The sequence below is a fragment of the Clostridium lentum genome, from assembly GCF_014287815.1.
Lineage (GTDB): Bacteria > Bacillota > Clostridia > Clostridiales > Clostridiaceae > Clostridium > Clostridium lentum.
The window spans coordinates 42,082-54,526 of sequence record NZ_JACOOQ010000015.1 but is presented as its reverse complement, the minus strand read 5'-3'; the positions used below and the strand labels follow the sequence as shown (position 1 = coordinate 54,526).

General features: G+C 34.9%; 26 protein-coding genes. All 26 read right to left on the bottom strand.

Features of this window, described 5'->3' with window-relative positions; all coding sequences use genetic code 11:
* Positions 1–54 precede the first annotated feature (54 nt).
* The 26 genes from rpsD to rplB all read right to left on the bottom strand — a co-directional run bounded on the left by rpsD (position 55) and on the right by rplB (position 12,394).
* Positions 55–675: a 30S ribosomal protein S4 gene (gene rpsD, locus H8R92_RS09570; RefSeq protein WP_022212003.1), complete on the bottom strand. Its 621-nt coding sequence runs from the start codon at positions 673–675 to the stop codon at positions 55–57.
* 32 nt (positions 676–707) lie between these two features.
* Positions 708–1,100 (bottom strand): 30S ribosomal protein S11, encoded by a 393-nt coding sequence (gene rpsK, locus H8R92_RS09565; protein WP_022212002.1) that lies wholly within the window; start codon positions 1,098–1,100, stop codon positions 708–710.
* A gap of 15 nt (positions 1,101–1,115) precedes the next feature.
* Complete coding sequence (gene rpsM, locus H8R92_RS09560; RefSeq protein ID WP_022166532.1) at positions 1,116–1,481, bottom strand: 30S ribosomal protein S13; 366 nt, start codon at positions 1,479–1,481, stop codon at positions 1,116–1,118.
* 210 nt (positions 1,482–1,691) lie between these two features.
* Positions 1,692–1,805, bottom strand: a complete 114-nt coding sequence (gene rpmJ / locus H8R92_RS09555) for a 50S ribosomal protein L36 (protein WP_016205879.1) — start codon at positions 1,803–1,805, stop codon at positions 1,692–1,694.
* Positions 1,806–1,844: 39 nt separating this feature from the next.
* Positions 1,845–2,063: a translation initiation factor IF-1 gene (gene infA / locus H8R92_RS09550; protein ID WP_005212092.1), complete on the bottom strand. Its 219-nt coding sequence runs from the start codon at positions 2,061–2,063 to the stop codon at positions 1,845–1,847.
* A 7-nt stretch (positions 2,064–2,070) separates the two neighbouring features.
* Positions 2,071–2,352 carry a KOW domain-containing RNA-binding protein gene (locus H8R92_RS09545; protein WP_022212001.1) on the bottom strand — a complete coding sequence of 94 codons (282 nt, stop codon included), beginning with the start codon at positions 2,350–2,352 and terminating at the stop codon, positions 2,071–2,073.
* Positions 2,353–2,433: 81 nt separating this feature from the next.
* On the bottom strand, positions 2,434–3,183 hold the full coding sequence (map, locus tag H8R92_RS09540; protein WP_022212000.1) for a type I methionyl aminopeptidase: 750 nt from the start codon (positions 3,181–3,183) through the stop codon (positions 2,434–2,436).
* Positions 3,183–3,833 (bottom strand): adenylate kinase, encoded by a 651-nt coding sequence (locus H8R92_RS09535; RefSeq protein WP_186835305.1) that lies wholly within the window; start codon positions 3,831–3,833, stop codon positions 3,183–3,185. The genes map and H8R92_RS09535 overlap by 1 nt, the downstream gene beginning before the upstream one ends.
* 22 nt (positions 3,834–3,855) lie before the next feature.
* Positions 3,856–5,127, bottom strand: a complete 1,272-nt coding sequence (gene secY / locus H8R92_RS09530; protein WP_022211999.1) for a preprotein translocase subunit SecY — start codon at positions 5,125–5,127, stop codon at positions 3,856–3,858.
* Position 5,128: 1 nt separating this feature from the next.
* On the bottom strand, positions 5,129–5,569 hold the full coding sequence (gene rplO / locus H8R92_RS09525) for a 50S ribosomal protein L15 (RefSeq protein WP_022211998.1): 441 nt from the start codon (positions 5,567–5,569) through the stop codon (positions 5,129–5,131).
* Between the two features lie 23 nt (positions 5,570–5,592).
* A complete protein-coding gene (gene rpmD / locus H8R92_RS09520; RefSeq protein ID WP_022166527.1) occupies positions 5,593–5,772 on the bottom strand; it encodes a 50S ribosomal protein L30 in 180 nt (59 codons plus the stop codon).
* Positions 5,773–5,785: 13 nt separating this feature from the next.
* The gene (gene rpsE, locus H8R92_RS09515; RefSeq protein ID WP_022211997.1) at positions 5,786–6,283 is read right to left on the bottom strand and encodes a 30S ribosomal protein S5; all 498 of its coding nucleotides are present in this window, start codon (positions 6,281–6,283) and stop codon (positions 5,786–5,788) included.
* Between the two features lie 20 nt (positions 6,284–6,303).
* Complete coding sequence (gene rplR, locus H8R92_RS09510; protein WP_022211996.1) at positions 6,304–6,666, bottom strand: 50S ribosomal protein L18; 363 nt, start codon at positions 6,664–6,666, stop codon at positions 6,304–6,306.
* Between the two features lie 20 nt (positions 6,667–6,686).
* Complete coding sequence (rplF, locus tag H8R92_RS09505) at positions 6,687–7,229, bottom strand: 50S ribosomal protein L6 (protein ID WP_022211995.1); 543 nt, start codon at positions 7,227–7,229, stop codon at positions 6,687–6,689.
* A gap of 67 nt (positions 7,230–7,296) precedes the next feature.
* Positions 7,297–7,695: a 30S ribosomal protein S8 gene (gene rpsH / locus H8R92_RS09500; RefSeq protein ID WP_022211994.1), complete on the bottom strand. Its 399-nt coding sequence runs from the start codon at positions 7,693–7,695 to the stop codon at positions 7,297–7,299.
* Positions 7,696–7,726: 31 nt separating this feature from the next.
* Positions 7,727–7,912 carry a type Z 30S ribosomal protein S14 gene (locus H8R92_RS09495; RefSeq protein ID WP_186835304.1) on the bottom strand — a complete coding sequence of 62 codons (186 nt, stop codon included), beginning with the start codon at positions 7,910–7,912 and terminating at the stop codon, positions 7,727–7,729.
* Between the two features lie 15 nt (positions 7,913–7,927).
* Positions 7,928–8,470, bottom strand: coding sequence for a 50S ribosomal protein L5 (rplE, locus tag H8R92_RS09490; RefSeq protein WP_186835303.1), 543 nt, complete (start codon positions 8,468–8,470; stop codon positions 7,928–7,930).
* 22 nt (positions 8,471–8,492) lie between these two features.
* Positions 8,493–8,807 carry a 50S ribosomal protein L24 gene (rplX, locus tag H8R92_RS09485; RefSeq protein WP_022211992.1) on the bottom strand — a complete coding sequence of 105 codons (315 nt, stop codon included), beginning with the start codon at positions 8,805–8,807 and terminating at the stop codon, positions 8,493–8,495.
* Between the two features lie 16 nt (positions 8,808–8,823).
* Entirely contained in the window at positions 8,824–9,192 is a 369-nt protein-coding gene (gene rplN, locus H8R92_RS09480) for a 50S ribosomal protein L14 (protein ID WP_022211991.1), read from the bottom strand.
* Positions 9,193–9,220: 28 nt separating this feature from the next.
* On the bottom strand, positions 9,221–9,475 hold the full coding sequence (rpsQ, locus tag H8R92_RS09475) for a 30S ribosomal protein S17 (protein WP_022211990.1): 255 nt from the start codon (positions 9,473–9,475) through the stop codon (positions 9,221–9,223).
* A 22-nt stretch (positions 9,476–9,497) separates the two neighbouring features.
* Positions 9,498–9,710, bottom strand: a complete 213-nt coding sequence (gene rpmC / locus H8R92_RS09470) for a 50S ribosomal protein L29 (RefSeq protein WP_022211989.1) — start codon at positions 9,708–9,710, stop codon at positions 9,498–9,500.
* A complete protein-coding gene (gene rplP / locus H8R92_RS09465) occupies positions 9,710–10,144 on the bottom strand; it encodes a 50S ribosomal protein L16 (protein WP_022211988.1) in 435 nt (144 codons plus the stop codon). Before rplP ends, rpmC begins: the two co-directional genes overlap by 1 nt.
* Positions 10,145–10,162: 18 nt before the next feature.
* Positions 10,163–10,831 carry a 30S ribosomal protein S3 gene (gene rpsC / locus H8R92_RS09460; protein ID WP_022211987.1) on the bottom strand — a complete coding sequence of 223 codons (669 nt, stop codon included), beginning with the start codon at positions 10,829–10,831 and terminating at the stop codon, positions 10,163–10,165.
* A gap of 22 nt (positions 10,832–10,853) precedes the next feature.
* Positions 10,854–11,189 (bottom strand): 50S ribosomal protein L22, encoded by a 336-nt coding sequence (gene rplV, locus H8R92_RS09455; RefSeq protein ID WP_022211986.1) that lies wholly within the window; start codon positions 11,187–11,189, stop codon positions 10,854–10,856.
* 21 nt (positions 11,190–11,210) lie between these two features.
* The gene (rpsS, locus tag H8R92_RS09450) at positions 11,211–11,495 is read right to left on the bottom strand and encodes a 30S ribosomal protein S19 (protein ID WP_022211985.1); all 285 of its coding nucleotides are present in this window, start codon (positions 11,493–11,495) and stop codon (positions 11,211–11,213) included.
* Between the two features lie 65 nt (positions 11,496–11,560).
* On the bottom strand, positions 11,561–12,394 hold the full coding sequence (gene rplB / locus H8R92_RS09445; protein WP_022211984.1) for a 50S ribosomal protein L2: 834 nt from the start codon (positions 12,392–12,394) through the stop codon (positions 11,561–11,563).
* Between the last annotated feature and the right edge of the window lie 51 nt (positions 12,395–12,445).

The following is a 12,445-nucleotide window of genomic DNA, read 5'->3' as shown; positions in this document are numbered from 1 at the left end:
CAACTGATTCTAAAATTGCACTTAAGACTAGATCTTATTTTACAAAGTTAGATTTTATTTGCTGTATAACTCAACGATTAGAGTTTCATTAATTGGTACATCAATGTCTTCTCTAGCTGGTTCAGCAACAACTTTACCTTCATAGTTTTCAACGTTAGCTTCTAACCATTTTGGTAATGTTTTTGGGTTTTCAACAAATGTCTTGAACTTTTCAGTTCCTCTGCTCTTTTCACAAACAGATATAACATCGTTAACTGATACCTTGAATGATGGAATATCAACTTTTTTACCATTTACTAAGAAATGACCGTGTGTTACTAATTGTCTAGCTTCGTTTCTTGAAGCACCGTATCCTAATCTGTAAACAACGTTATCTAATCTCATTTCTAATAATTTAAGTAAGTTTTCACCGCTGATACCTTTCATGTGTTCAGCTTTTTCATAGTATGCTCTAAATTGTCTCTCTAAAACACCGTATATTCTTCTTGCTTTTTGCTTTTCTCTTAATTGAACTCCGTAGTTAGACATCTTTTTCTTAGCTGCTCCATGTTGTCCTGGTGCATAGCTTCTTCTAACGAAAGCACATTTATCAGTAAAGCATCTATCTCCCTTAAGGAATAGCTTTTGACCTTCTCTTCTACATAATCTACATGTAGCTCCAGTATATCTTGCCATTCGTTACACCTCCTGTTGAACTTATATATAAACTAAACTCTTCTTCTTTTTGGTGGTCTACATCCGTTGTGTGGAATTGGAGTAACATCTTTTATTAAAGTTACTTCTAATCCAGCAGCTTGTAAAGATCTTATAGCTGCTTCTCTTCCAGCACCTGGTCCCTTAACGTATACTTCTATACTCTTTAGACCGTGTTCCATAGCCGCTTTAGCTGCAGTTTCTGCTGCCATTTGTGATGCGAATGGAGTACTCTTTCTTGATCCTCTGAAACCTAAAGCTCCAGCACTTGACCATGATAAAGCATTTCCTGCTGCATCAGTTAAAGTAACTATTGAGTTATTGAAAGTTGATTTGATGTGTGCAGCACCATGTTCAACATTCTTTCTTTCTTTTCTTCTTCTAGTCTTTTTAACTTTTTGAGCCATTGAAATCCCTCCTCACTATTTCTTCTTGTTTGCGATTGTCTTCTTAGGACCTTTTCTAGTTCTAGCATTAGTCTTAGTCTTTTGTCCTCTAACTGGAAGACCTTTTCTATGTCTTATTCCTCTGTAACATCCGATTTCAACTAATCTCTTTATGTTTAAAGCAACTTCTCTTCTTAAGTCACCTTCAACTGTAATATTCTTAACGAAGTTTCTGATTGCATTAACTTCTTCTTCAGTAAGATCTTTAACTCTAGTGTCTGGGTTTACTCCAGTTTCAGCTAAAATCTTTTGAGAAGTAGATAATCCTATACCGTATATATATGTTAGACCTATCTCAACTCTTTTTTCTCTTGGTAGGTCAACTCCTGAAATTCTTGCCATTGATTTACACCTCCTGATAAGTTGGAATGCAATTATTTATTAAATAATTTATAATGAATTTTAGGTTAATAGATAACTAATTGCAATTACTATTGCAGCCGCACCTAAAATTATCGACTTAAATATTGCCTATATAATAATATTGAAATTTGTAATAAAAGTCAATATATTAATATTTGTAAAAATATATTTGCCTAATACTTAATTATATTAGCCTTGTTTTTGCTTGTGCTTAGGATTTTCACAGATAACCATTACTTTTCCTTTTCTTCTTATAATCTTGCACTTTTCGCAAATAGGCTTAACTGATGGTCTTACTTTCATCGCTAACCCTCCTTGTGTAATTTATGGTGACTTCACACCTTATTTTGCTCTCCAAGTAATTCTTCCTCTTGTTAGGTCATATGGAGAAAGCTCTATTGTTACTTTATCTCCCGGAAGAATTCTTATGAAGTTCATTCTTAATTTTCCTGATATGTGAGCTAGTATTTTATGACCACTTTCTAACTCAACTTGAAACATTGCATTAGGTAAAGCTTCTAAAACTACACCTTGCATTTCTATTACATCATCTTTTGACATAAGGTAATCAACCCTCCTTAACAATGCCTTTAAGCTTTAAAAATCTCTTAATCTTTAAATCAGTGCCTTTATCTTTAGCTGCTAGAGCAGTTTTAATATGATCTTCAGCATCTTCTAAAACATCAAAATGTTTTATCTTCTTTTTTTTCGGCATCTGAATTGTCTTTGTTTTTCCATTGCTCAATAGGTAATAATTATCATCTATATTATCTACTATGACATACATTTGATTTTTATCCCTACCTGAATTTGAAATAACAAGTTTTCCAATTAAGTCATTGTTTTGCAAACTTTTCACCTCGATGATTACCTTAGCCATAAATTTACAAGACACCATATGGTTTCATGCGAATTTATAACTAAGCAACACTTATTTAACTAGTGTTAGTATCTCTGGTCCATCTGGTAAAATTATGACTGTATTTTCATAATGTGCTGATAGACTTTTATCACTGGTGATAACTGTCCAATCATCACCTAATGTTTTAACTCTATGACTTCCTACGTTAACCATAGGTTCAATAGCTAGAGCCATACCAGTCACTAATTTTGGACCTCGGCCTGGTCTTCCGAAGTTTGGAACCTCTGGATCTTCATGAAGATCTTTTCCAATTCCATGCCCAACGAAATCTCTTACAACAGAGAACCCTGAAGCCTCAATATATTTTTGTATTTCATTTGAAATATCAGTTAGATTATTTCCTACTTTTGCAGCTTCTAAACCTTTGAAAAAACTTTCTTTAGTTACTTCAATAAGCTTTTGTGCTTCTTCTGAAATATTTCCAACAGCGAAGGTTCTTGCAGCATCTCCGTGATAGCCATCAATAATAGCTCCACAATCTACACTAACAATATCTCCTTCTTTTAATACATACCTTCCTGGTATTCCATGAACTACTTGCTCATTAACAGATATGCATAGTGATGCAGGAAATCCATAGAGCCCTTTAAATGAAGGTTTTGCCCCATGCTTAGTTATAAATTCTTCTGCTATCCTATCTAATTCGGCAGTAGTTATGCCTGGCTTTATGTTTTTCTCAACCACTAGAAGCGTTTCCGCTACTATTTTACCAGCTTTCCTCATTAGGTCGATTTCTTTATCATTTTTAATAATGATCATTAATCAACTCTCCCGAATAATTCACAAATATCATTAAATACTTCGTTAATAGCTTTTGTTCCATCTACCGTAGAAAGTAGATTTTTTTCTTTGTAAAAATCAATCAGTGGTTGTGTTTGTCTTTCATATACGTCTAGTCTTTCCCTAACCGTATCTTCTCTATCATCTTTTCTTTGAACTACTTCGCTTCCGCATACATCACATATTCCTTCAACCTTAGTTGGGTTGAATTTCACGTGGTAACTAGCTCCACATGATCCACAAACTCTTCTTCCTGTCATTCTTTCAAGTATGAATTCCATAGGTACATCAATTAATAAAGCTGTATCTATATTTTCATCTCTTGAATCTAAGAATGTTTCAAGGGCTTCTGCTTGTGCAACAGTTCTTGGAAACCCATCTAAAAGATAACCGTTTTTACAGTCTTCCCAAGTTAATCTATCTTTAACCATGTTAATAGTTACTTCATCAGGAACTAAAAGTCCCTTATCCATATATCCTTTAGCTTCAATTCCTAAAGGGGTTGCTTCAGAAATATTTTTTCTAAAGATATCCCCAGTAGAAATATGTGGTATAGAGTATCTATTACTAATTGATTTTGCCTGTGTTCCTTTTCCAGCCCCTGGAGGACCTAACAATACGATTTTCACCGGCATCATCTCCATTATTAATCTATTTTAAGAATCCATCATAGTGTCTCATCACTAATTGTGAGTCTAATTGTCTAGAAAAATCTAGTGCAACCCCAATTATTATTAATAAAGATGTTCCACCGAACTGAACTCCTGATATATATTTTCCAACTAATATTGGTGTTACTGCTAAAAACGCTGCAAATAACCCTCCAATTATAGATACTTTAGTAAGTAGATTTTCAAAATACTTTTCTGTAGCTTCTCCAGGTCTTATACCAGGAACAAATCCTGCTGACTTATGAAGATTTTCAGCCATTTCATCTGGTTTAAATGTTATTTGAGTATAGAACCATGTAAAGAAAATAGTTAATACTGAATAACAAACCGGATACATCCAAGTACCTGTATTGAAAATACTGTACTTACTGCTAGTAATCCAGCTAGCCCATCCCTTTGAAGGGAAGAAAGCAGCAATTGTTGTTGGGAACATCATTACTGACATTGCAAATATTATAGCAATAACTGCAGATCCTATTATACTTAGTGGTATATGTGTTGATTGGCCTTTCATTACTTTTGAACCAACAGCTTTACCAGCATATTGAATTGGCACTCTTCTTTCTGCTAATGAGAAGAATATTGTAACTGCTAAAAGGGCAATCACTCCAACTAAGAATAATAATATTTCAATTATAGATATCTCTCCTGCTGTCTTTAGGGTATAAACCGAATTAACAGTTGAAGGTATCTGAGATACTATATTTACAAATATTAAGATTGAAACACCATTTCCAAATCCTTTTTGTGTGATTTGGTCACCAAGCCACATACAGAAAGTTGATCCAACTACTAGTGAGAATATTATTACTATTTTTTCAGGTGTTCCTACTCCACTAGTTGCACCTAAATTAGCAATAGTTGAATAAACACCTAAAGCTAATACGCAAGCAATCCCTATAGATACATATCTAGTAATGCTTTGGATCTTCTTTCTTCCTTCTTCACCTTCCTTAGATAATTGTTCTAATGAAGGTATTGCAATTGTTAATAATTGCATTATGATTGAAGCATTGATGTAAGGCGATACACTTAAAGCTAATATACTAGCTTTCGTGAAAGCTCCACCTGATATTAAGTTATAAAAACTTAATAATCCACCGGATTCAGTTAATGTGCTCAAGGCACTAGTGTCAATCCCAGGAACTGGAATATGTATCCCAATCCTGAAAATTGCAACTAGAAAAATCGTCCATAAGAACCTTTTTCTTAATTCCGGAACCTTCCAGGCATTACGTAGGGTTGATAGCATACTAAATCACCTCAACTTTTCCTCCAGCTGCCTCGATCTTTTCAGCCGCTGATTTTGAGAATTTACATCCTTGAACCGTTAGGCTTTTATCTATAGTCCCATTTCCTAATATTTTAACACCATCTAATACTTTACTTATAACTCTTGTTTCAAGTAATAATTCTGGAGTAACAACTGTTCCATTTTCAAAAATGTTTAATCTATCAACATTTATTGAAACATACTTCTTAGCGAAGATATTTGTGAATCCTCTCTTTGGAAGTCTTCTGTATAATGGCATTTGACCACCTTCGAATCCAGGTCTAACTCCACCACCAGATCTAGCGTTTTGTCCTTTTTCACCTTTACCAGCATTTCTTCCTAATCCTGAACCAGTACCTCTACCAACTCTTTTAGGAGCTTTTTTACTACCTGCTGCAGGTTTTAACTCATGAAGTTTCATTCTAAAAACACCTCCTCGTTATATTATACTTCTTCTACTTTTAATAAGTAGTTTACTTTATCGATCATACCTTTTATTTGAGGAGTAAGCTCATGCTCTACTGTCTTTCCGATCTTTTTTAGACCAAGAGCGTTTGCAGTAGCGATATGGTCTTTCTTTCTGCCTATTAAGCTTTTAACTAAAGTAACCTTTATCTTTGCCATTGCGTGATACCTCCTAACCTAATATCTCTTCAACAGTTTTGCCTCTTAACTTAGCTATATCCTCAGCTGTTCTTAAGCTTGCTAAACCATTAATTGTAGCATTTACCATGTTTCTTGGGTTGTTTGAACCTAAAGACTTAGCTCTAACGTCCTTTAACCCTGCTAATTCTAATACAGCTCTTGCTGGTCCACCAGCGATAACTCCTGTACCTTCTTTAGCTGGCATGATTAAAACTTTACCAGTTCCAAATCTACCATATATTTCGTGAGGAACTGTTGTTCCAACTATAGCAACGCTAACCATGTTTTTCTTAGCGTCTTCGATACCTTTTTTGATTGCTTCTGGGATTTCGATTGATTTACCAGTTCCAACACCAACGTGTCCGTTCTCATCACCAACAACTACTAGTGCGCTGAATCTGAAGTTTCTACCACCCTTAACAACCTTAGTAACTCTGTTTATATAAACAACCTTTTCTTTAAGGTCTAGTGTGCTAGGATCGATTCTCATTGCGTTCCCTCCTCGTTCTATTAGAATTTTAAGCCTGCTTCTCTAGCTGCTTCAGCTAAAGCTTGAACTCTTCCGTGATATACGTATCCACCTCTGTCAAATACAACTTCAGTAATACCTTTATCTAAAGCTCTCTTAGCTACAGCTTCACCGATCATTTTAGCTGCTTCTTTGTTTCCACCAGCATTTACTTTTAACTCTTTATCTACAGTAGAAGCTGATACTAATGTTACAGCATTAACATCGTCTATTATTTGAGCATATATATTTTTTTCACTTCTATATACTGAAAGTCTTGGTCTTTCAGGAGTACCAGAAATCTTTTTACGTACTCTAAGGTGACGTTTTGCTCTTAAAGCCTTTTTGTCTGCCTTTTTAAACATATTGGTTCACTCCTTCCTAATTATTTCTTACCAGTTTTTCCTTCTTTACGTCTGATTACTTCACCTTCAAACTTGATTCCCTTACCTTTGTATGGTTCAGGTTTTCTCCATTTTCTGATATCAGCAGCAGCCGCTCCAACTAATTCCTTATCGATACCTGATACAACTACTTTAGTAGCAGCAGGTGTTTCGAAAGTAATTCCTTCGATTGGTTCTATTTCAACTGGATGTGAAAATCCTAAGTTCATTACAAGTTTCTTTCCTTGTAATTGTGCTCTGTAACCAACACCAACTAATTCTAGAGTTTTTGAGTATCCCTTTTCAACTCCAGTAACCATGTTATTGATAAGAGCTCTAGTTAATCCGTGAAGAGCTCTGTGCTCTTTAACATCACTAGGTCTAGTTACAACTACTTGGTTGTCTTCAACTGCAATATTCATGTCTTTGTCCATAGCTTTAACTAATTGACCCTTTGGTCCTTTTACAGTAACAACGTTAGCTTCGTCAACTGTTACAGTAACACCAGCTGGGATAGCTATTGGTAATCTACCTACTCTTGACATAATCGCACCTCCTGTTTTAATTGTATATCTATAATAATCTATATAAAGTTAATTTCTGAATTAATTACTACCATACGTAGCAGATAACTTCTCCGCCTAAGCCCATTTTTCTAGCTTCTCTGTCTACAACTAAACCTTTAGAAGTTGAAACTACAGCAATTCCTAATCCATTAAGAACTCTTGGAACTTCATCCTTCTTGCAGTAAACTCTTAGACCTGGCTTAGATATTCTCTTAATACCAGTTATAACTCTTTCTTTGTTTGCTCCATATTTAAGAGATATTCTCATCATTGGAACTACACCATCGTTGTATTCCTCGATTTCTTTAATGTATCCCTCTTGTAATAATATATTTGCAATAGCCTTCTTTACGTTTGAAGAAGGAACTTCTACTACTTCATGTCTTACAGAATTTGCATTTCTGATACGTGTTAGCAAATCTGCGATAGGATCTGTCATAACCATTTATTTTGCCTCCTTTCAGTCGTTTAAGTTCTTACCAGCTTGCTTTCTTGCAACCAGGGATTTCACCTTTGTAAGCAAGTTCTCTAAAGCATATACGGCAAATACCAAACTTCTTTAATACTGAATGTGGTCTTCCACATAATCTGCATCTTGTATAAGCTCTTGTTTTATATTTAGGAGTCTTGCTCCACTTTTCAATAATAGCTTTACGTGCCACAGTTTTCCCTCCTTATTATTGAGCGAATGGCATACCAAGGAATCTTAATAATTCTCTTGCTTCTTCGTCAGTTTTAGCTGTTGTTACGAAGATTATATCCATCCCTCTAACCTTATCGATCTTATCGTATTCAATTTCTGGGAATATTAATTGTTCTTTAATTCCTAAAGAATAGTTTCCTCTTCCATCGAATGCTCTATCAGAAACTCCTCTGAAATCTCTTACTCTTGGAAGAGCTATTGACATAAGCTTATCAGCGAATTCAAACATCTTAGCTCCTCTTAAAGTAACTTTGCATCCTAATGCCATGTTTTCTCTGATCTTAAAGTTAGCAACTGATTTCTTTGCTCTTGTTAAGATAGGTTTTTGTCCTGAGATTAAAGTTAAATCATTAACCGCAGATTCTAAAATCTTTTGGTTATCTTTAGCTTCTCCAACTCCCATGTTTATAACTATTTTTTCAAGCTTTGGAACTTCCATGACATTTTTGTATCCGAACTTTTCAACCATAGCTTGAACTACTTCGTTTTTATACTTTTCTTGAAGTCTTGGTGTCATTTATAGTGCCTCCTTTCAGAAATTAGAATGTTTCTCCGCACTTCTTACAAACTCTAACCTTAGTACCATCTTCTAAGATTTTGTTGCTAATTCTTGTAGCGTTTTTGCATTTTGTGCAGTATAACATAACTTTTGAGCTGTATATAGCTCCTTCTTTTTCTATTATTCCACCTTGAGCGTTTGCTCTGTTAGGTTTTTGGTGTTTCTTAACTATATTAACTCCTTGTACTAGAACTTTTCCAGTCTTTGGATATACTTTTAAAACTTCACCAGTTTTACCTTGATCTTTACCTGAAATAACTACAACTGTGTCATTCTTTCTAACATGTAACTTCAAATGAGCCACCTCCTTATTATAGAACTTCAGGTGCTAATGATAATATTTTGTTAAATTCTCTATCTCTTAGCTCCCTAGCAACTGGCCCGAAGATACGAGTTCCTCTTGGTTGCTTATCATCTTTTATTATTACTGCTGCGTTTTCATCAAATTTGATGTATGAACCGTCAGCTCTTCTTAATCCTCTTACAGATCTAACTATAACAGCTTTAACTACGTCACCTTTTTTAACAACTCCGCCTGGTGTTGCCTTTTTAACGCTAGCTACTATTACATCTCCAATGTTACCGAACTTTCTCTTTGATCCGCCTAATACTCTGATACACATGATTTCTTTAGCACCTGAGTTATCAGCTACGTTTAGTAAGGTTTGTTGTTGTATCATTGAATTACCCTCCTTTCAGTTTTAAAGCCTATTTAGCTCTTTCAACTATTTCAACAAGTCTCCATCTCTTATCTTTAGATAATGGTCTAGTTTCCATTATTACAACTCTATCATTCATTTTAGCTTCATTATTTTCATCATGAGCTTTGAATTTAGTAGTAGTATTCATAGTTTTTCCGTATAATGGATGTCTAACCTTAGTTTCAACAGCAACTACGATAGTCTTATCCATTTTATCAGAAACAACTCTACCTAATCTTTTCTTTCTTAGTCCTCTTTCCATTAGGGGCTACCTCCTTCCAGATTTACTGTTCAAATGCCCTGATCTCTTCTTCTCTTATGATGGTTTTGATTTGGGCTATAGATTTTTTAACTTCTCTTATTCTCATAGGATTTTCTAATTGTCCAGTAGCTAATTGGAATCTTAAGTTGAATAATTCAGCTTTAAGGTCATTTAACTTAACTTTTAAATCTTGAGAATTGCTTGTTCTTAACTCTTTTAGGTCTCTAGCCTTCATTATTCTTCACCACCCATTTCCTCAAAATCTCTTCTTGTAACGAATTTACACTTTACAGGAAGCTTGTGTGATGCAAGTCTCATTGCTTCTCTTGCAACTTCTTCATTAACTCCAGATAATTCGAATAATACTCTACCTGGTTTAACTACTGCTACCCAATATTCTGGTGAACCTTTACCTGAACCCATTCTTGTTTCAGCTGGTTTTTCAGTTACTGGCTTATCTGGGAAAATCTTTATCCAAAGTTTTCCACCTCTTCTAATGTATCTGTTTATAGCAATTCTGGCAGATTCTATTTGATTACTAGTGATCCATCCACAAGTTTGTGCTTGAATACCATAATCTCCGTATGCAAGGAAGTTACCTCTAGTAGCTTTCCCTTTCATTCTACCACGTTGTACCTTACGATGCTTAACTCTTTTAGGCATTAACATAGTCTAATTCCTCCTTTCTTATGCTTCAACTTCTTCCTTCTTTTCAACTTTTTTTGTAGGAAGAACTTCTCCATTATAAACCCATACTTTAACACCTATCTTACCGTATGTTGTATTTGCTTCAGCAAATCCATAGTCGATATCAGCTCTTAAAGTTTGTAGTGGGATTGTTCCTTCATGATATTGTTCAGTTCTAGCCATTTCAGCTCCACCTAATCTACCTGAACAAGCTGTTTTAACACCTCTAGCTCCTAATTTCATAGCTCTTTGGATGCTTTGTTTCATAGCTCTTCTGAAAGATACTCTTTTTTCTAATTGTGCAGCTATGTTTTCAGCAACTAATTGTGCATTAGCTTCTGCATTCTTAACTTCAACAATGTTAATTAAGATGTTCTTTCCATCAACTATTTTAGCTAATTTAGCTTTTAAAGCTTCAATTCCAGCTCCGCCTTTACCAATTACTACACCTGGTTTAGCAGTGTGGATGTTTAATTTAATTCTCTTAGCTGATCTTTCGATTTCAATCTTAGCGATACCAGCTGAGAAAAGTTCTTTCTTTACGAATTCTCTTATTTTGTTATCTTCAACTAAGTTGTCAGCAAATGTCTTCTTATCAGCATACCATTTTGCATCCCAACCTTTGATAACTCCTACTCTAAGTCCGTGAGGATTTACTTTTTGACCCACTTGTTTTCCCTCCTTCTTCTAATTATGCTCTTTCTTTAACTACTACCGTAATATGACTTGTTCTCTTGTTGATTCTGAACGCTTTACCGTGATCCATTGGTCTGAATCTCTTTAAAGTTGGACCAGCACCTACAAATGTTTCTGCAACATATAGGTTTTCAACGTTTAAGTCATGATTGTTTTCTGCATTAGCAACTGCTGATTTTAAAACTTTGTTTATTACTACTGCAGCTTCTTTTGGAGTATATTGTAATATCGCAAAAGCTTCGTTAACGTTTTTTCCTCTTATTAAATCAAGAACTACTCCTACTTTCATTGGAGACATTCTCACATATTTAGCTATAGCTCTAGCTTCCATTGATGTTCCTCCTTTCAAAGATTACTTTCTCTTTCTTGATGCTTTTTCGTCGTAATCGTGTCCTCTGTATGTTCTAGTTAAAGCAAACTCACCTAACTTGTGTCCAACCATATCTTCACTTATATAAACTGGAACGTGCTTTCTACCGTCGTGTACAGCTATTGTATGACCGATCATTTGTGGGAAAATTGTTGAACTTCTTGACCAAGTCTTAACAACTTTATTTTCACCATTAGCATTCATTTCTTCTATCTTCTTTAAAAGACTTTCTTTAACGAAAGGTCCCTTCTTTATTGATCTACTCATTATAATTGGCCTCCCTTCATAATTTGTGGCTAGTAAGCTTGAAGAGAATTTATCTTCTCTTCAAATTACTTACTATTTCTTCTCTTTATTATGAATCTATCAGAATATTTCTTATTCTTTCTAGTCTTGTATCCAAGTGCTGGTTTACCCCATGGAGTAACTGGACTTGGTCTACCGATTGGTGATCTACCTTCACCACCACCATGAGGGTGATCGCAAGGGTTCATTACAGAACCTCTAACTGTAGGTCTCCATCCCATATGTCTCTTTCTACCAGCTTTACCAATATTGATGATATCGTTAGTAGTGTTAGAAACTGTACCGATTGTAGCTCTACATTCGATTCTTACATATCTCATTTCACCTGATGGTAATCTTAATGTTGCATAGTTACCTTCTTTAGCCATTAATTGAGCTGAAGTACCTGCAGATCTTACCATTTGACCACCTTTACCAGCTTGTAATTCAATGTTGTGAACTACTGTACCAACTGGCATGTTCTTTAATGGTAATGCATTACCTGGTTTGATATCTGCTTCTGGTCCAGAAACAACTACATCTCCAACTTTTAATCCTACTGGAGCAAGTATGTATCTCTTTTCCCCATCTGCATAAACAACTAACGCAATGTAAGCTGTTCTGTTTGGATCGTATTCTATAGTAGCAACTTTTGCTGGAATACCATCCTTATTTCTCTTGAAATCTATTATTCTGTATTTTCTCTTAGCTCCACCACCGTGGTGTCTAACAGTTATTTTACCTTGTGCATTTCTACCACCAGTTTTCTTTAAAGAAACAAGAAGTGACTTTTCTGGTGAATTTGTTGTTATTTCATCAAATGTAGCCATTGTCATTTGTCTTCTTGATGGTGTAGTAGGTCTAAACTTTTTAACTGCCATGCTAATTCCCTCCTTCTTTAAGCTTATCTGGTTTAATACCAATACTGCGCT